15 protein-coding genes are annotated in these 17,637 nt (G+C 64.5%); 8 read left to right on the top strand and 7 right to left on the bottom strand.

Annotated features, from left to right (window positions below):
• Positions 1–124: 124 nt before the first annotated feature.
• From EN804_RS11930 to EN804_RS11910, 5 genes are all read left to right on the top strand, one after another.
• Positions 125–847: an HAD-IA family hydrolase gene (locus tag EN804_RS11930; protein ID WP_127278237.1), complete on the top strand. Its 723-nt coding sequence runs from the start codon at positions 125–127 to the stop codon at positions 845–847.
• Positions 848–910: 63 nt separating this feature from the next.
• Positions 911–2,521, top strand: coding sequence for an ABC transporter substrate-binding protein (locus EN804_RS11925; RefSeq protein ID WP_127278238.1), 1,611 nt, complete (start codon positions 911–913; stop codon positions 2,519–2,521).
• 86 nt (positions 2,522–2,607) lie between these two features.
• A complete protein-coding gene (locus tag EN804_RS11920) occupies positions 2,608–3,558 on the top strand; it encodes an ABC transporter permease (RefSeq protein WP_127278239.1) in 951 nt (316 codons plus the stop codon).
• Positions 3,555–4,406 (top strand): ABC transporter permease, encoded by an 852-nt coding sequence (locus tag EN804_RS11915; protein ID WP_127278240.1) that lies wholly within the window; start codon positions 3,555–3,557, stop codon positions 4,404–4,406. The genes EN804_RS11920 and EN804_RS11915 overlap by 4 nt, the downstream gene beginning before the upstream one ends.
• Positions 4,403–6,058 (top strand): ABC transporter ATP-binding protein, encoded by a 1,656-nt coding sequence (locus EN804_RS11910; protein ID WP_135863619.1) that lies wholly within the window; start codon positions 4,403–4,405, stop codon positions 6,056–6,058. Before EN804_RS11915 ends, EN804_RS11910 begins: the two co-directional genes overlap by 4 nt.
• Before the next feature lie 34 nt (positions 6,059–6,092).
• Here the strand turns inward: EN804_RS11910 and EN804_RS11905 are convergent, their stop codons facing one another.
• Positions 6,093–6,569, bottom strand: a complete 477-nt coding sequence (locus EN804_RS11905; protein ID WP_127278242.1) for an Lrp/AsnC family transcriptional regulator — start codon at positions 6,567–6,569, stop codon at positions 6,093–6,095.
• 223 nt (positions 6,570–6,792) lie between these two features.
• Here EN804_RS11905 and EN804_RS11900 point away from each other — a divergent pair, with 223 nt between their 5' ends.
• Entirely contained in the window at positions 6,793–8,118 is a 1,326-nt protein-coding gene (locus EN804_RS11900; protein WP_135863617.1) for an FAD-binding oxidoreductase, read from the top strand.
• A gap of 44 nt (positions 8,119–8,162) precedes the next feature.
• Here the strand turns inward: EN804_RS11900 and EN804_RS11895 are convergent, their stop codons facing one another.
• The 5 genes from EN804_RS11895 to EN804_RS11875 form a co-directional block, all read right to left on the bottom strand.
• Positions 8,163–9,530 (bottom strand): FAD/NAD(P)-binding oxidoreductase, encoded by a 1,368-nt coding sequence (locus EN804_RS11895; RefSeq protein WP_135919480.1) that lies wholly within the window; start codon positions 9,528–9,530, stop codon positions 8,163–8,165.
• Complete coding sequence (locus tag EN804_RS11890; RefSeq protein ID WP_127277340.1) at positions 9,527–9,829, bottom strand: (2Fe-2S)-binding protein; 303 nt, start codon at positions 9,827–9,829, stop codon at positions 9,527–9,529. The genes EN804_RS11895 and EN804_RS11890 overlap by 4 nt, the downstream gene beginning before the upstream one ends.
• Positions 9,826–11,811, bottom strand: coding sequence for a hydantoinase B/oxoprolinase family protein (locus EN804_RS11885; protein ID WP_135919478.1), 1,986 nt, complete (start codon positions 11,809–11,811; stop codon positions 9,826–9,828). Before EN804_RS11885 ends, EN804_RS11890 begins: the two co-directional genes overlap by 4 nt.
• Before the next feature lie 4 nt (positions 11,812–11,815).
• A complete protein-coding gene (locus tag EN804_RS11880; RefSeq protein ID WP_127277344.1) occupies positions 11,816–13,894 on the bottom strand; it encodes a hydantoinase/oxoprolinase family protein in 2,079 nt (692 codons plus the stop codon).
• An 88-nt stretch (positions 13,895–13,982) separates the two neighbouring features.
• Positions 13,983–14,888, bottom strand: coding sequence for a LysR family transcriptional regulator (locus EN804_RS11875; RefSeq protein WP_127277346.1), 906 nt, complete (start codon positions 14,886–14,888; stop codon positions 13,983–13,985).
• A 114-nt stretch (positions 14,889–15,002) separates the two neighbouring features.
• Here EN804_RS11875 and EN804_RS11870 point away from each other — a divergent pair, with 114 nt between their 5' ends.
• Complete coding sequence (locus tag EN804_RS11870) at positions 15,003–16,121, top strand: FAD-binding oxidoreductase (RefSeq protein WP_135919476.1); 1,119 nt, start codon at positions 15,003–15,005, stop codon at positions 16,119–16,121.
• 232 nt (positions 16,122–16,353) lie between these two features.
• Here EN804_RS11870 and EN804_RS11865 read toward each other — a convergent pair whose 3' ends face one another.
• A complete protein-coding gene (locus EN804_RS11865; RefSeq protein ID WP_135919474.1) occupies positions 16,354–17,259 on the bottom strand; it encodes a transcriptional regulator GcvA in 906 nt (301 codons plus the stop codon).
• Positions 17,260–17,378: 119 nt separating this feature from the next.
• Here EN804_RS11865 and EN804_RS38830 point away from each other — a divergent pair, with 119 nt between their 5' ends.
• Positions 17,379–17,609 (top strand): DUF1127 domain-containing protein, encoded by a 231-nt coding sequence (locus EN804_RS38830; RefSeq protein ID WP_348630901.1) that lies wholly within the window; start codon positions 17,379–17,381, stop codon positions 17,607–17,609.
• The last annotated feature ends 28 nt before the right edge of the window (positions 17,610–17,637 follow it).

Here is a 17,637-nt window from a genome sequence, read left to right as displayed (position 1 = left end):
AGTTAAGACAAGGCCAGAAAGCCCAGATTTGCGGGCACTCAAAACAGGCCCACGCCCGGGACAGCACGGAATTTTGTTGTGTTCAGCACATGTATTTCGGCCGCGCAAAAAAGGAGAGCCAGTTTTGGCCAGGGGCTTTAGCCAATTCAAATACATGACCTTCGACGTGGTCGGCACGCTGATCGACTTCGAAGGTGGCATAACGGCCTGCCTGGCTGGCATTGCCGCCGAGTCCGGTGTTTCGATCGATGGCGAAGAGGCGTTGGCGCTTTACCGGCAGGCCCGCTATATGCCCGATGCAGGCCTGTTTCCCGACGATCTCGTGCGTGTCTACAGGGTCATCGCGCCGCAGCTCGACCTGCCGGTCGAGGAAAAATACGGCATCCGTCTGCGGGATTCTGCCAGCGTCTGGCAAGGCTTTCCCGATAGCGCTGCGGCATTGGCCGACCTTGCGAAATCGCACAAGCTGATCGCGATGACCAATGCCCGGCGCTGGGCGCTCGATTATTTCGAAAAGCAGCTCGGATTGCCCTTTTTCGCCGCTTTCACGGCCGACGACACCGGCACGGAGAAACCGGACCCGGCCTTCTTCCAGAAGGTGTTCGATTTCGTGGCCTCGCTCGGCGACGGCAGGGACGACATCCTGCACGTCGCGCAAAGCCAGTACCACGACATCGGCATATCCCGGGCGCTTGGCATGACCAATTGCTGGATCGAACGCCGGCACGCCCAGAAGGGCTATGGCGGCACGATCGAGCCCGAGCGCTTTACTAAGCCGGACTACCACTTCACCTCGATGGCAGCCCTGGCGGCGGCCGTGCGGGAAAGCCTGAAGGAACGAACCTGAGCCATGCCGGAAAGCGCGCGCCAAGACGAGCATCCGGACGAAACCAACAGAAAGGGGAATGACATGACCGACAAGATCACCAACTGGACCTGCGCAGACGATGCCATGGTCGAAAGCGCCATCCGGCGAGGCGCCAGCCGCCGAGAACTTCTCAAGATGCTGCTGGCCGGCGGCGCCGCGGTTGCCGCGGGCAGCGTGGTGCTTGGCCGCGCGACACAGGCCGTCGCCGCCGCGCCTGTCTCCGGCGGAACTTTCAAGGCGGCCGGCTGGTCGTCCTCGACAGCCGACACGCTCGATCCGGCGAAGGCATCTCTCTCGACCGACTATGTCCGCTGTTGCTCGCTCTATAACCGCCTGACCTTCCTCGACAAGGATGGCGCCACGCAAATGGAGCTGGCCGAAAGCTTCGACACCAAGGACGCCAAGACCTGGACCGTCAAGCTGCGCAAAGGCGTGACCTTCCACGACGGCAAGGACCTCACGGCCGACGACGTGGTCTTCTCGATGAAGCGCCATCTCGATCCGGCGGTCGGCTCCAAGGTCGCCAAGATCGCCGCGCAGATGACCGGCTTCAAAGCGGTCGACAAGTCCACCGTGGAAATCACGTTGGCCGATCCGAATGCCGACCTTCCGACGATCCTGGCGCTGCATCACTTCATGATCGTCGCGAATGGCACCACGGATTTCTCAAAGGGCAACGGCACCGGGGCCTTCGTGCTGCAAACGTTCGAGCCTGGCGTACGTTCGGTGGTCACCAAGAACAAGAATTACTGGAAGTCGGGCAAGCCCTATCTCGACTCCTTCGAGTTCATCGCCATCAGCGACGACAGCGCCCGCGTCAACGCCCTGCTCTCCGGCGACATCAACTTTGCCGCTTCCATCAATCCGCGCGCGATGAAGCTCATTGGAGGCCAGCAGGGTTTCGAATTATCGAAGACGACCTCGGGCAACTACACCGACCTCAACATCCGGCTCGACATGGACCCGGGCAACAAGGCCGATTTCGTGGCCGGCATGAAGTATCTCGTCAACCGCGAACAGATCGTCAAATCGGCATTGCGCGGCCTCGGCGAAATCGGCAACGACCAGCCCGTCTCGCCGGCGAACATCTTCCACAATGCCGACCTCAAGCCGAAGGCTTTCGACCCGGACAAGGCAAAGTTCCACTTCCAGAAGTCTGGCCTGCTCGGCCAGTCCATCCCGGTGATCGCTTCCGACGCAGCGACCTCGTCAATCGACATGGCTGTGATCATCCAGGCGGCCGGCGCCGATATCGGGATGAAGCTCGATGTCCAGCGCGTGCCTTCCGACGGGTACTGGGACAACTACTGGCTCAAGGCGCCGATCCATTTCGGCAACATCAATCCGCGCCCGACGCCGGACATCCTGTTCTCGCTCCTCTACGCTTCGAGCGCGCCGTGGAACGAAAGCCAGTACAAGTCCGAGAAGTTCGACAAGCTCCTTGTCGAGGCGCGCGGCTCGCTCGACCAAACCAAGCGCAAGGAAATCTACGGCCAGATGCAGACCATGGTCTCCGAAGAGGCCGGCACCATCATCCCGGCTTACATTTCAAACGTCGACGCCCTCTCCAGCAAGGTGAAGGGTTTGGAGGCGAACCCGCTTGGTGGCATGATGGGCTACGCAATGGCGGAATATCTCTGGCTCGAAGCCTGAGAGGCGCCTGCCGGGGACGGTCGGCCGGCCCCGGCACTGCATTGCGCAAGATTGTTCGACCGAATGCAACCGTAGGGAGCGCTTCCATGAAGTCTGGGGTTTTCAACCTCGTGCTGAAGCGGCTGGCGGTCGCGGTCGTCACTCTGCTGATCGTCCTGTTCGCCGTGTTTTTCGCCACTAGCATGCTGCCTGGCGACACCGCGTCGATTCTGCTCGGCCAGGCGGCTACGCCCGAGGCGGTCGCTGGCCTGCGCGAGGCCATGCATCTCAACGATCCGGCGATCCTGCGCTTCCTGCTCTGGCTTTTCGGCCTGCTGCATGGCGACCTCGGCACCTCCTATGCCAACGAGATGCCGGTCGCGAAGCTGATCGGCGGGCGCTTCGTCAACACGATGGAGCTTGCCGGCATCACCACGCTGCTCTCGGTGCCGCTGGCCCTGACGCTCGGCATCACCGCCGCGATGCTGCGAGGCTCTATTTACGACCGCACCGTTACCATCCTTTCGATCGGCGTCATCTCCGTGCCGGAATTCATGGTCGCGACGCTGGCGGTGCTGCTGTTCGCCGTTTATCTCAAATGGCTGCCGGCCCTGTCCTCGGTCAACGAGGCGCATTCGCTGACCGACCTCGTGCGCATCTATGCGATGCCGGTGATTACCCTCACCTTCGTCATCTCCGCACAGATGATCCGCATGACCCGCGCCGCGGTGATGGAAACGCTCTCCACGCCCTATGTCGAGATGGCGCTTCTCAAGGGCGCATCGCGCAGCCGCATGGTGCTGAAGCACGCGCTGCCCAACGCCCTCGGCCCCATCGTCAATGCGATCGCGCTCTCGCTGTCCTACTTGGTCGGCGGCGTCATCATCGTCGAGACCATCTTCAACTATCCCGGCATCGCCAAGCTGATGGTCGACGCGGTCGCAACCCGCGACCTGCCGCTGATCCAGAGTTGCGCGATGATCTTCTGCCTTGGCTATCTGCTGCTCATCACCGCCGCCGACATCGTCGCCATCATGTCCAACCCGAGACTCAGATGATGGTGGCGCGCGTGGCAGCTTCCCAACGGTCGTTCCTGGGCCGCAGCTACAACCTCGTGGGCGTCGTCGCCGCGCTGGTCATCCTGGCGTGGACGCTGATCGCCATCTTCGCGCCCTACATCATCCCCCATTCGATCGGCGACATCGTCGACGACGACTATTTCGGGCCGATGCGCCAGGGGCTGTGGCTCGGCTCGGACTATCTGGGGCGCGACATGCTCTCGCGGGTGCTGATGGGCGCGCGCTATACCGTCGGCATATCGCTCGCCGCCGTCTCCATCGCCTGCTTTTCGGGCGTCGTGCTCGGCATGATCGCGGCCGTCACCGGTGGCTGGTTTGACGCCTGCCTCAGCCGCTTCCTGGATGCGATGAACTCCATCCCCAGCAAGCTGTTCGGCCTCGTGGTCGTCGCCGCGGTCGGCTCGTCGATCCCGGTGCTGATCCTGACGCTCGCCGTCATCTACATCCCGGGCGCATACCGCTTCGCGCGGGCGCTCGCGGTCAACATCAACACGATGGACTTCATGACCGTCGCCCGCGTGCGAGGCGAGAGCACCATCTATCTCATAGGCTCCGAGATCCTTCCCAACATCATCCGCCCGGTGTTGGCCGACTTCGGCTTGCGCTTCGTCTTCATCGTGCTCTTGCTCTCCGGCCTATCCTTCCTCGGGCTTGGGCTGCAGCCGCCGCTCGCCGACTGGGGCGCGCTGGTGCGCGAGAATATCGGCGGCCTGCCTTTCGCGGCTCCCGCCGTCATCGTGCCCTCGCTGGCGATCGCCAGCCTCACCATCAGCGTCAACCTGCTGATCGACAATTTGCCGAAGAAGATCAGGGACAGGGACGCATGACCAATCTCGTCGAGGTCAGGAACCTAAAGATTGAGGCGACGACCGATGCCGGGCGGATTGTCGAAATCATCAAGGGCGTCAGCCTCGATATAGCCGACGGCGAGATCGTCGCCCTGATCGGTGAGAGCGGCTCCGGCAAGACGACAGTGGCGCTCTCGCTCATGGGGCATGCACGGCCAGGCTGCCGGATCACCGGCGGCGAGATCAACGTGAACGGCAAGAACATGGCGGCGCTTTCCGAAAAGGAGCGCGCCAAACTACGCGGCACCGACATCGCCTATGTTCCGCAAAGTGCCGCCGCGTCCTTCAACCCCTCGTCCACGATCATGGAGCAGGTGATCGAGGTCACGCGCATCCACAAATTGATGCCGCCCGAGCAGGCACGCAAGCGTGCCGTCGAGCTGTTCAGGGCCTTATCGCTGCCGGACCCCGAAGGGATCGGCGCCCGTTATCCGCACCAGGTTTCGGGCGGACAACTGCAGCGGCTGGCCGCGGCCATGGCGCTCATCGGGGACCCCAAGCTGATGATCTTCGACGAGCCGACGACGGCGCTCGACGTCACCACGCAGATCGACGTGCTGAAGGCCTTCAAGTCGGTGATGAAGGCGGGCGGGATCGCAGGCGTTTATGTGTCCCACGACCTCGCTGTCGTCGCCCAGATCGCCGACAGCATCGTGGTGCTTAAGGGCGGCGAAGTGCAGGAGACCGGCACCACAGCTCAAATCCTTTCATCCGCCAAGCACCCTTACACGCGCGAGCTGCTGGCAGCGTTTGAACCGAAGCCGCGGCAGGCGCATGCGGACGCGGATGCCACGGCCAACCAGTTGCTGCGCATCGACAATGTTACCGCCGGCTACGGGGCGGTTCGGGATGACGGACTGCCCCTCATCCGAGCTGTCGATTCCGTCAGCCTGGTCGTGGAGAAGGGGCGCAATCTCGGCATCATCGGCGAATCCGGCTGCGGAAAATCGACGCTGGCGCGGGTGATCGCCGGCATCCATCCGGCGGCCGCCGGAGAGATCGTCTTCAACGGCGAGGAATTGCAGCGCGCGGCGGGCAAACGCAGCCAGGACCAGCTGCGCGAGATGCAGATCGTGTTCCAGTACGCCGATACCGCGCTCAATCCGGCCAAGCCGGTGGAAGACATCATCGCCCGGCCGCTGGCCTTCTATCATGGCCTCGACAGGCAGACGCGGTCGAAGCGCGTCGACGAACTGCTCGACATGGTGCGCCTGCCCAAGACGCTGCGCTACCGCCATCCATCCGAACTCTCCGGCGGCCAGAAGCAACGCGTCAACTTCGCGCGCGCGCTGGCGGCCGACCCCAAGCTGATCATCTGCGATGAAATCACCTCGGCGCTCGATACGGTGGTGGCGGCCGCGGTGATCGAGCTGCTCAAGGAGCTGCAGCGCGAGCTGGGGCTCTCCTACATCTTCATCAGCCATGACCTTTCGGTCGTCGAGGCCATCTGCGACGAGATCATGGTCATGTACAATGGCGAGCGGGTGGAGCAGATCACGCCCGACAAAGTCAAGTCAGCCACCCACCCCTATTCCAAGCTGCTGTTCTCCTCGGTGCCGAAGCTCGACCCGACATGGCTCGACGGCCTCGTCCGCGACCCCGAACTCGTCAGCCAGTACGGCCACCGTTGACGAGGCGGTAAGGCCTCACCTCGGAAACAGGGCCTCACCTCGGAAACAAACTGGGCAGCGGCATGTGCGCCTTGACGATGGGGGACTTCAGCACAACGAAGCTGAAATACTTGTCGATGCCGATATCCATGTCGGTGAGGCGCTCCATGATCGACTGATACTCGCCGATGCCGGAGGTGACGAATTTCATCAGATAGTCGTAGCCGCCCGAGACCAGATGGCATTCGATGACCTGCTCAATCTTCTCGACGACGGCGAGAAAGCGGGCGAAGTCGACCTGGCGATGGTTCTTCAAGGTGATTTCGGTGAAGACTGTCAGCGTCTGGCCGAGCTTGCCGATATTGACCTGCGCCGAATAGCCCTCGATGTAGCCCTCCGACTGCAGTCGCTTGACCCGCATCAGGCAAGGGCTCGGCGACAGATGCACCAGCTCGGCCAGTTCCACATTGGTGATACGGCCGTTCTTCTGCAGTTCGTGAAGAATCTTGATATCGATCCGATCCAGTTTCACGATTTGCCTCCGGGGAACAGTACCGCAGCACAAAATGCTGCCTTGCTGGTGACCGTCGAGACTACCACAGCCCGCTGGCCTGTCCATCCGAGGGATAGCGCTTTGAAACGCAGGGACTCGCGATTTCAATGCGGCTGTCGGAATAAAATTCTGCTTCGACTGCAACTGCAGCAGCGGCTGCCTGCGCGACGCGGTAGACTGGCGCTTCGAGGCAGAGAGAACCATGCGCGCGCCGCTGCAGCAAATCGAAACGTCCGGCAAACTGCCGCAATCGGCAGATGTGGTGGTGATCGGCGCCGGCATCGTCGGTGTCTTCGCCGCCTACTATATGGCCCGTCGCGGCCTGAAGGTCGCACTCGTCGAAAAGGGACGAATCGGCGCCGAGCAGTCCAGCAGAAACTGGGGATGGTGCCGCCAGCAAAACCGCGACGCCCGCGAGCTGCCGATGGCAACAAGAAGCCTCGACCTGTGGGACAGTTTTGCGGCGGAGACCGGCGAAGACACCGGCTTTCGCCGTTGCGGACTGCTCTATCTCAGCAATGACGAGGCGGAACTGGCCGGCTGGGCGCGCTGGCGCGACTTCGCCAGAACGGCCGGCGTTACCACGCATATGCTCGACGGTGCCGAGGCCAGCGAGCAGGGCCGCGCCACGGGGCGGAGCTGGAAGGGAGGCGTCTTCTCACCGACCGACGGCACCGCCGACCCCTCGCGGGCCGCACCCGCCGTCGCCCGCGCCATCGTCAAGCTCGGCAGCAGCGTGCACCAGAATTGTGCCGCGCGCGGCATCGAGACCGAGGGCGGCCGCCTGAGCGGCGTGGTCACGGAGAGCGGAACAATCCGAACCAAGGCAGCTGTCATGGCCGGCGGCGCCTGGGCCTCTTCCTTTTGCCACCAGTTCGGTTTCCGCTTTCCGCAGGCATCGGTGCGTTCGTCCATCCTGTCCGTATCGCCCGGCGCGGAGGGCCTGCCGGATGCGCTGCACACCGCGAAGATTTCGGCCACCCGCCGCGGCGACGGCGGCTACACGCTTGCGATTAGCGGACGCGGACGCGTCGACGTGACGCCACAGCAGCTGCGCTTCTCGTCGCAGTTCGTGCCCATGTTCCTGAAGCGCTGGCGAAGCCTCGGGCCTGGCGGCTTGCAAGGCGTGCGTTCGGGCCATGAAACGCTGCGGCGCTGGCGGCTCGACCAGCCGACGCCGATGGAGCGGATGCGCATCCTCGATCCGGCTCCGGATCAGTCGACCATTCGCCTGACCCATGCCCGCGCGCTCGAACTGCTGCCGGCATTACGCCGGACGAGGATAAACGCTGCCTGGGCCGGCTATATCGACAGCACGCCGGACGGCGTGCCCGCCATTGGCGCGATCCACAGCGTTCCAGGTTTCATCCTCGCCGCCGGCTTTTCGGGACACGGCTTCGGCATCGGGCCCGGCGCCGGGCATCTGGTCGCCGATCTGGTGACCGGGTCGGAACCGATCGTCGATGCGACATCCTACGATCCGCGCCGCTTCGATGGTTCGGTCTGGGGCAAGGTCGCCGATTTCTGAGATGTGATCCATACCGACATCCGGGCGCGGCTTTGGCAATCGCATCAGTACTCCCGGAGAAAGGCGCCGACAGGCGCTGGTCGGACAGGGGCCTGCCCGCGAAACCTGCCGACTGCATCTGGCGAGCAGCCGGCTCGTGCCGCGACGAGTTCGACCGCGGCCAACTGGCAATAGCGCCCCTGGCATCGCCCCATGCCGACGCGTGAAAGCGACTTGACCCTGTTGGCCTCGCTGCTTCCGAAATCCGCGCCCTCGTGCACAGCTGCGACAGTCACGTTCTCGCAGCGGCAGACAACCGCGTCGCCGGGAAGCGCCCGCACCATCGCGGCTGGCCAGGGAAAGGCACGAGCCAGACCACGGGCAAAGAGATCGAGCCGCTCGAGCTTGCGCAGATCGGCGCTGGCGGGAGGCGCCCGATAGCCGAGATCGGAGAGGCAAGCCGCCGCCGCCAAACGTCCCGCGATCTCGGCACCATCCGCCCCGAGCAGGCGAACCCCATCGCCGGCAAGGTAGACGCCGTTGCCGGCCCGACCCATTTCGTCGGCCTTCGGCAGCCATTGCTGCCACTGCTCGTCATAAATGAAGGTACATCCCACCAGATCGGCGAGATGTGTCTCGGCTCGCAGATGCCAGCCCATGCCGATCATGGCGCAAGGCGTATGCTGCTGCCGGCCGCCGGCGTCACGCCAGCGCAAGGCTGCGACGCCTTGACCGTCGGCCTCGATGCGCTCCAGCGTCACGCCCGCATGATAGCGGCGGCCGAGCTTCGCCCGCAGAGTCAGGCCACGCAGCGCGACCAACGGCCTGGCCGCAAGGCCCGAGAATCCGCGTATCTGCTGCCGCCAGGACGAAGTATCCAGCACCGCCGCCACATCCGCTCCGGCCTTGAGGAGCTGCGCGCCGACCAGCGTCAGCAGAGGCCCCGATCCCGCGAGCACGATGCGCCGCCCGAGCGCCACGCCCTGCGCCTTCAGCGCGATCTGCGCCGCGCCCAGGCTGTAGACGCCGGCGTTCTGCCAGCCGGGGATGGGTGCGACGCGGTCGGACGCGCCGGTGGCAAGGATCACGCTGTCATAAGAGACCAGTTCCAAGCCGCCCTCCCCCAGCACGTGCAATTGCCCATCGCGCATGGCGATGACCGAACTGCCCGCGCGGTGCGTAAGCCGGCCCTCTTCTGCCAGCCGGTCGAACAGCGCATGCAACGCGCCCGCCTTCCCCGCCTCCGACCCATAGAGCTGCTCCGGCGTGCGCACGAACCCGGCCGGTGGACGCCGATAGATCTGCCCGCCCGCGCGATGCCCTTCGTCGATCACCATTGGATGGAGTCCCGCCTCGACCAGCGTCGCGGCAGCCCGTATGCCTGCCGGCCCGGCGCCTACGATCACGACCTTCGGCGTTGAGGCGTCGCTCACGGCCAGCTCTCCGACGGCGTCGTGCGCAGCCGCATGCCTTCCACGATCGGCGTTGAACATGCGCGCAGGCGCGGTCCCTCCTCCTGCCATATCCAGCAATCCTGGCAAGCGCCCATCAGACAGAAACCGGCGCGTGGCTCTGGGCCGAACTCGGAGCACCGCAAGGCATGTCCCGACGCAAGCATGGCGGTCAGCACGGTGTCGCCAGCAAGAGCGGAACGCATTTGCCCGTCGAGAACGAACCGCACCTCGGCCCGGTTGCGCTCCGCCAGCCGGACGATGCGGCCGGCAGTGCTCATTCCGCTGCCTCTTGCAGGGAACGAGGACGCGGCAATTCGGGGAAGCGTTCGCAGACCGCATCGAACGCCGCCCGAACACCTTCCGGCCCCGCACGCCCTTTCATGCGGCGGAAGATCTCCGTCTTGGCGAAGAAGCGCCAATGGATCGGCAACGCATCCAGCACCGCATGGAGCCGGTCATAGGCGGCAGGCGTCCACTGTGCTTCGTAACCGTCGCGCTCCGGACCGAAATGGAAATGGCCGGCCGATGCCTCCTTGCCTGCGCGCGATTGCTCCGTCGCTTGCTCGTCGACCTCGCCGTTGCAGAGGACGACGCCATAGTCACGCTCGGCCGCTGCTGGCGACAGATAGCCGCGCAGCACATCCTGCGCGACCCGCCAGGGCTCGCGCTCAAGCGGGTTGCCGCGCCCACCGCCGCCGGCGGATCGGATCGCGAGCATGTCGCCGGGCTGCAGAACCGCTGTGTCGATGTTGCCCAGCCGCCGCTCGTGCTCGGTCCCAGGGTTGACGACCATGTCCGACAGGCCAGCCGCCTTGCCGCCGAGCACGCCCCAGGGGCGGAAGAAGCTGCGGTCGCGATTGCGCGCCGTGATCCTGGAGTCGGGTGCAAAGACTCGAAACGCCATCTCGGTCGCCAGCCCGCCGCGCCAGCGGCCGGCGCCGCCGCTGTCCCTGGCGAGCCCGTATTTGACGAATTCGACCGGGGTCTCGGTCTCGGTGATCTCGATCGGCGTGTTCTTGAGATAGGCGGCATCGGCGCCCGATCCGTTGGTGCCATCGCGATGCGGCATGGCGCCGCCGCCGCCGACAACCGGGTTCACAGCCGCGATGACGCTCCGGCTGGTGCGCTCGTCCGTGGTCATGACGTTGACGATGCAGTTGTTGCCAGCAGGCGCTGCCGGCAGGCGCTCCGGCACTGCCTGCGAAAAGGCGCCGAAGATGACCGAGCGCAGCCGGGCGCAGGTGAGCGAGCGCATGCCGACGGCGGCGGGGTGGACCGGGTTCAGCACCGAGCCTTCGGGCGTGATGCAGGTGAAGGGACGAGTTAGACCGGTGTTAAGCAGAATCTTCGGGTTGAGCGTGTAGAGCACATAGTAGACGCCGACGAGCAGCATGGTGTGGCGCGGGTCACCGCCCGAAGGCACGTTGAGCGACGAGCCGAGCTGAGGATCGGAGCTGGTGAAGTCGAGCACCGCCTCGTCGCCCCTGATCGTCAGCGTCAGCTTCAGCCGGCAGGGATTGGCCTCGACCGAATCCTCGTCGGCATAGTCGGCGAATTCCCAGGTGCCGTCGGGCATTGCACGTAGCACGTCGCGCGCCTGCGCCTCCGCATGATCGAGAAGCGCGGCAACGCCTTCGATGAAGCCAACCTTGCCGAACTTCCGCACCATTGCGTGGATCTTGCGCTCGCCGGTGTTGAGCGCGCCGACCAGGGCCTTGATGTCGCCGATGTTGAGATCCGGCTTGCGCACATTGGTGCTCATGATGCGCAGGATCATCTGATCGAAGACGCCCTCATTGACGAGCTTCATGGGCGGAAAGCGGATGCCTTCCTGATGGATTTCGGTCAGCGCGCGGCTGAGCGAAGCCGGCACCGCCCCGCCCATGTCGGTATTGTGGATGTGACCTCCGGTCCAGGCAACGATTTCGCCGTCGACGAAGACTGGCTTCCACAGATGCGTATCGGGTGCATGGGTGGCGACATGGCCGGAATAGGGATCGTTGGTGAAGGCAACGTCCCCCGGCCGGTAGTCGTCCACCATCGCGATGGCGCGGCGATAGGAAAGCCCGGGATACCAGGTGGCGCCGAGTTCCATCGGGACCGCGAAGGTTGCCCCCGAACGGTCCATCAGCATCACGGTGAAATCCTGCGTCTCCTTGACGAAGGCTGAATGCGCGGTGCGGTGCAGCGTATGGGCCATGTTCTCGGCCGCCGCGCGGGCATGGTTGGCCAGAACCTGAAGGTTTGTGCGGTCAAACATGGCGTCACTCCGCGAAGGTCAGTAGAAGGTTAAGGTGGCGGTCGACGCGCACCTGCGCGCCGCCTGGAATGGCGAAAGTGGTGTCTTCCTGCACCACCACCGCAGGCCCGTTGAAGGTGCTGCCGGGTACAAGGGTCTGCCGGTCATGGAGATCGACGGTTTCGACGCCCAGGCCCGTATAGACCGGAAGCCGGCGCGCCGGGCTGGCCGCAACGTCGATCTCTTCAGCCTCGGGAAAGGAGAGCGCCGGCCCCGCGCCTATCGCCGAGAGCCTGATGTTCACAAGCTCGATCGCACCCTCGGGATCATGGAAATCATAGAGCTGCTCATGGGTGCGGTGGAAAGCCTGTTCGATTGCGTCGGCGTCGCCGTCCGCCAGCCATTGCGGCGACAGCACGACCTCGATCTCATAGGTCTGCCCGAGATAGCGCATGTCGCAGGAGAGATTGAGCTCTGCGGTCGCATCGTGCCCCTGCGCCGCGAGCCAGTCGCGGCCCTCCTGTGCCAGCGCCGCGAAGGCCTCGCGAATGACGGGAAGCGACGTCGCCGACAGCGGGCTGAAGATGGTGCGGATGAAGTCTCCGCGCAGATCCGCCACCAGTCCGCCGAGCGCCGACACCACGCCCGGGCGGCGCGGCGCCATGACGCGCTTGATGCCGAGTTCGCGAGCGAGGAAGGCGCCGAGCATCGGGCCGCCGCCGCCAAACGGCATCAGCGTGAAATCGCGCAAGTCGACGCCGGCGCGCGAGGCGAGCTTCTCGACCTCGACGAACATTTCCGACACGGCAATGTCGAGGATCGCCTGCGCCGTTTGCTCGACCGACCGGCCAAGCCGCGCCGCGAGTTCGCCGACGGCGCGATGCGCCAACCCGGTATCGATGCGGAGCTGACCATAGGCCATCTCGCTGTGACCGAGCCATCCGCACACGACCATGGCGTCCGTCACCGTGGCTCGATCGCCGCCACGGCCGTAGCAGGCCGGTCCCGGCGTCGAGCCGGCCGATTCCGGGCCGATGCGCAGAACGCCTTGCACATCGACACTGGCAATCGAGCCGCCGCCGACGCCGATCGAGCTGACCGAGACGGAGGGGATATAGAGCGGAAATTCGCCGATCAGCTCACCAGTGCCGAATTGCGGCTCGCCGTCGATGATGAGCGCGAAGTCGGCCGAGGTGCCGCCGATATCGAGGGTAAGAATCCTCGCCTCGCCAGCCTGCCGCGCCAGCCACGAGGCGCCGATGACGCCGGAGGCGGTTCCCGACAAAAGCATGTTGACGCAGGCGTGCTTGCCCTCGGCGGCGTTCATCAGCCCGCCATTCGACTTCGTCAGCATCGGACGGGCCGGCACGCCGCGCCCCTTCAGTCGTTCTTCCAGCGCCGTCAGGTAGCCCGAGACGCGCGGATGGACATAGCCATTGAGAATGGCGGTCGAGCTACGCTCGTACTCACGGATGACCGGCCAGACCTCGGCCGAGGTAAAGACGAACAGGTCCGGTGCCAGACGCGTAATCACCGCCTTGACGGAGGCCTCCTGCGCGGCGTTGCGCCAGGCATGGAGGAAGGACACGATGATGCCTTGCGCCCCTTTCGCTTTCGCCGCCGCGACCGCGCTTTCGACGATAGCTATGTCCGGAGCTAGGGATTCGCTGCCATCGGCGCGCATGCGGGCCGGAATGCCGAAAACCATGTCACGCGAGATCAGCGGGTCCGGCCGCGAGCAGAACAGCGAATACATGTCCGGCATGCGAAGCCGTGCGAGTTCGATCACGTCCTCGAAGCCGGCATTGGTGAACAGCGCCATCGGCGCGCCCTTGCGCTGGATGATCGTGTTGATACCGACGGTCGTGCCGTGCACGAAGCGCGTCATGTGAGAGGGGTCGAAGCCTTCGCGCTCGGCCAGCAGGGCGAGGCCTGTCATCAGCTCGGCGCCCGGATCTTCCGGTGTCGTCAGCACCTTCAGCGAGGCGACGCGGCCGGAGTTTGCTTCGAGCGCACAGAAATCGATGAACGTTCCGCCGATATCGACGCCGACCTTCCAGTCGGCTCCGTTTTGCGTCTCATCTGCCGCGATGACACCATCCATGATGCGCCCCTTCCTGTCTGCCAACCAAGCTGGCATGACAGGCTGGCGCGGGTCCAAGATGGATGATGAGCAAGGATATAAGTCTTACTTATGCGTTCGCGCGATGCCCATCCAGCACGGCGGCACAGGCCGCGCGAATCTCGTCCCGCATCATCTCGTCGACCCGCGAAAGGGCTCGGGCGCGTGAGGTAAGCAGCGCGACCGGGAATTCCGGTCCGGCAGCCAGCGGCCTGACCGCGAGCCCGGAAAACTGGTGCCACGGCAGCAGCGCGTCGACCAAGGCGATGCCCAGGCCGGCCTGGACAAAGCCGATTGCGGAGATCGAGACGTCGATCTCGAGCGACGGCGAAAACCTGACACCCTGAGTGCGGGCTGCGTGGGCCAGTTCGTCGGCGGGACGGGTGTTGCCGCGGTAGGATATCAACTCCTCCCCGGCGAGGTCGGCGAGTGTCAGCTCGGTTTTCCGCTGCAAGGCATGCCCGGCTGGCAGCAGACATGCGAAGCCGACGCTGCCGATTACCTCAGCCTCGATATCCGGCGGCAGCCGATCGTCCAGGGCGATGCCGAGGCTGGCATCGCCGGCGCGAAGCATGTCGACGATCGCGGCGATCGGCGCGCTATGGGCTCGCAGCATCATGTTGGGGTGCTGGACCCGGAATTTGGTGAACGCACGCGGCAATATCGCCATGGCCGGCGGCGGCGAGGCGGCGACCCGCACCAGCCCTGCCCGGCCAAGACGCAAGTCAGTGGTCTTGCGGCGCAAGCCCTCAAGTCCAGCCGACAGTCTCTCGGCATCGGGAAATATCTCGAGCGCCTCCGGGGTCGGCCGCAGCCGGCCCTTCACCCGCTCGAACAAAGTGAAGCCGAGTTCGTCCTCGGCATGGAGCAGGATCTGGCTGAGCGCGGGCTGGGAAATATTCAGCATCCGCGCCCCAGCGGTCACGGTGCCGGCGCGCATGACGGCGATGAACACTTCGAGCTGCCGGGCTCGCATGGCCACTCCATAGGTAAGGGTTATGGCTTCTCTCCAAACCCATCTTTGACGCAACAGCACGGCGCGGACAAGATGGATGCTCCAAGGATCGGCCGTCAGCGCTAAGGAACGACTATGGATGTGATCGTGCTGGGCGGCGGGCTGATGGGAGCAGCTTCGGCCTATTTCCTCGCCAGGCGCGGTGCGCGCGTGGCGTTGGTCGAGCGCAACCGGATCGGCAGCGGTGCAACCGTCGCCTCGTTCGGCAACATCCGTCGCACGGGGCGGCATCTATCACAGCTTCCGCTCGCCCATCGCTCGCTCCGCCTGTGGGGCGAGGCCGAAAAAATGTTTGGCCGCGACGTCGAATTCCGCGCCACCGGCCACATCCGGCTGATCTTCGACGAGGGAAGCCTTGCCGACATGCGGGCCTATGCCGAAGCGGCGCGGCCCTGGGGGCTTGAGCTGGAGGAACTTGGCCCTAATGAAATCCGTTCCCGTTTTCCAGGCCTCGGCCCCGGCGCGATCGCAGCGTCGTTCTCGCCGCATGATGGCAGCGGCAATCCCAGGCTGATCGCACCGGCCTTTGCCGAAGCCGCCCGCAGACTGGGCGCGGAAATCGTCGAGAACGCGGAGGTCCAGACGATCAGGCACACCGGCTCCAGCTTCGCCGTCGCCAGCTCAAAAGGCACATTCGATGCCGAAAACCTGCTCAACACCGCCGGCGCCTGGGGCGCGCGCATCGCCGCGCAGTTCGGCGAAGCGGTGCCGCTTGACGCCCGCGGCCCGCAGATGGGCGTGACCGAGCCGCTGCCGCACCGGATTCTGCCGGTGGTCGGCATCTGGACGCGCGACAAGGACCATGGCGCCTATCTGCGCCAGGTCGAGCGCGGCAACATCGTGTTCGGCGGAGCTGCCGAAAGAGTGACGATGGATCTCGATCCCGGCCATGCGGCCACCGACCCCAAGCGCCTGCCCGCGCAATTGCGCGCCGTCGCGCGGCTGCTGCCGGCCATCGCGCAGGCCACGATCATCCGCACATGGTCCGGTTGCGAGGGCTATGTCAGGGACATGCTGCCGGTCATGGGACGGTCGACGACGACGCCCGGCCTGTTCCATGCCTTCGGCTTCAGCGGACACGGCTTCCAGCTCGGACCGGGCGTCGGCGATGTCATGGCCGAGCTCATCACGACCGGCCGCTGCGAAACGCCGCTGGACGATTTCAGGGTCAACCGCTTTGGCGGCGCTGCCTGAAGGAGCATCGGACTGTCAAGATGCCTCCGACCGCGTCAGCGGCATGCCCTCGCCTCGGAGTTTGGCGCACAGGTCGAGAATCTCGGCGACAAGTGCCTTTTCCCGATCCCAGCGCGCTTCGGTGGCGACTACCATATGTAGCTGTGTTCTCAATTTCTTAATGCAGCGCGGTAGTGGATTAGATTCGACCTAATCGCACGTCATTGCCGCCGACGCCTCCCTGGAAGTACTACTATGGGACGGGCGTCTTGAGGCGACGTACGTCATCAGCGGCCTCGGCCAACAGCCAGTCGCGGAATGTCGTGATCTTGGGCAGCATCGACGTCGCCTTGGGACACACGACCCAGTAGGTCTTGGACAATCGCAGAGCCGTGGCGAACGGCCTGACGAGGCGCCCGTTGATGAGGTCCCACGCTGCAAGCGTCGTGCGGGCGAGAGCGACGCCCTGGCCGTCGACAGCGGCGTCTATGACCATGCTGGCGCGGTTCAAGACCGGTCCGTGGGAGAGTTCGGCATCGACCACGCCAGCGGCCTCGAGCCATTCCGACCAATCCTTTCGGTCATCAAGATGCAGCAACGGAAATTTCAGCACATCGGACGGCTCGCGCATCCTCTGGTGCAGCTGGGGACTGCAGACCGCGAACAGTTCCTCGGAGGACAGGCGGACAACTTCATGCCCCGGCCAGTTGCCATCGCCATGCCGCACCGCAAGGTCGACATCCTCTCTGGCGAAGTCGACGTGATGCATGGTTGCGGAAATCCTGAGATCGATGGCTGGATGCGTCTCGGCAAACCGGCCAAGGCGGTTGACCAACCATTTGGCGGCAAAGTCGGGCGACGTGCTGACGGTCAGCGCTCCGGCCCGTGAGAGATGCTGGATGCGCTGCGTGCCGAGAGCTATGCTATCGAACGCATCGCGCACCACCTCCAGATAGGAGAGCCCGGCCCGCGTAATGGTCAGCTTTTGACGTTCGCGATCGAACAGCCGGAGGCCCAATTCGAGCTCCAGCGCCTTCACCTGATGGCTCACCGCCCCCTGCGTCACGGACAGCTCTTCCGCCGCCTTGGTGAAGCTCTCATGGCGTGCCGCCGCTTCGAAGGCTTTGAGGGCATTGAGCGATGGCAGTCGGCGAGCCAATTTCGCACCACATCATGAGAAAAATTGAGACTAGCACGAGAAACCATGCTTTGCGCGCGCCCGTAGATTGGCGCATTTCAGCGGCACAGGTCAACATGGATGCCGCGAAAGGATGAGAAATGTTCAATCACCCGCTGACTGACGCGCGGAGGCCTTCGCCGTCAATGGCGACACATGTGCGTCACATCGTCAACAATGTGACAGGAGCGATTGTGATGGTATCGCGCTGGATCCAACTCCACTGCCAACGCGAACAATTGGCCGAGCTCGAAGACCATCAGCTTGCAGACCTGGGTCTTAGTCGTACTCAGGTTCGGAACGAATGCGCAAAATGGCCTTGGCAGGCCTAATTCTCAACCGCCCCCGCATCGCCTGGTT

Origin of the sequence: Mesorhizobium sp. M8A.F.Ca.ET.161.01.1.1 (genome assembly GCF_004792105.1) — a bacterium.
In the GTDB taxonomy this organism is placed as follows: domain Bacteria; phylum Pseudomonadota; class Alphaproteobacteria; order Rhizobiales; family Rhizobiaceae; genus Mesorhizobium.
The sequence above is the reverse complement of the archived record's forward strand: the minus strand, read 5'-3'. Positions and strand labels throughout refer to the sequence as shown.

Bases quoted from the DNA above. Each gene is read 5' to 3' on its own strand.
- EN804_RS11925 (WP_127278238.1), top strand. From the start codon at position 911: ATGACCGACAAGATCACCAACTGGACCTGCGCAGACGATGCCATGGTC.
- EN804_RS11920 (WP_127278239.1), top strand. From the start codon at position 2,608: ATGAAGTCTGGGGTTTTCAACCTCGTGCTGAAGCGGCTGGCGGTCGCG.
- EN804_RS11915 (WP_127278240.1), top strand. From the start codon at position 3,555: ATGATGGTGGCGCGCGTGGCAGCTTCCCAACGGTCGTTCCTGGGCCGC.
- EN804_RS11910 (WP_135863619.1), top strand. From the start codon at position 4,403: ATGACCAATCTCGTCGAGGTCAGGAACCTAAAGATTGAGGCGACGACC.
- EN804_RS11900 (WP_135863617.1), top strand. From the start codon at position 6,793: ATGCGCGCGCCGCTGCAGCAAATCGAAACGTCCGGCAAACTGCCGCAA.
- EN804_RS11890 (WP_127277340.1), bottom strand. From the start codon at position 9,829: ATGAGCACTGCCGGCCGCATCGTCCGGCTGGCGGAGCGCAACCGGGCC.
- EN804_RS11885 (WP_135919478.1), bottom strand. From the start codon at position 11,811: ATGTTTGACCGCACAAACCTTCAGGTTCTGGCCAACCATGCCCGCGCG.
- EN804_RS11880 (WP_127277344.1), bottom strand. From the start codon at position 13,894: ATGGATGGTGTCATCGCGGCAGATGAGACGCAAAACGGAGCCGACTGG.
- EN804_RS11875 (WP_127277346.1), bottom strand. From the start codon at position 14,888: ATGCGAGCCCGGCAGCTCGAAGTGTTCATCGCCGTCATGCGCGCCGGC.
- EN804_RS11870 (WP_135919476.1), top strand. From the start codon at position 15,003: ATGGATGTGATCGTGCTGGGCGGCGGGCTGATGGGAGCAGCTTCGGCC.
- EN804_RS38830 (WP_348630901.1), top strand. From the start codon at position 17,379: ATGTTCAATCACCCGCTGACTGACGCGCGGAGGCCTTCGCCGTCAATG.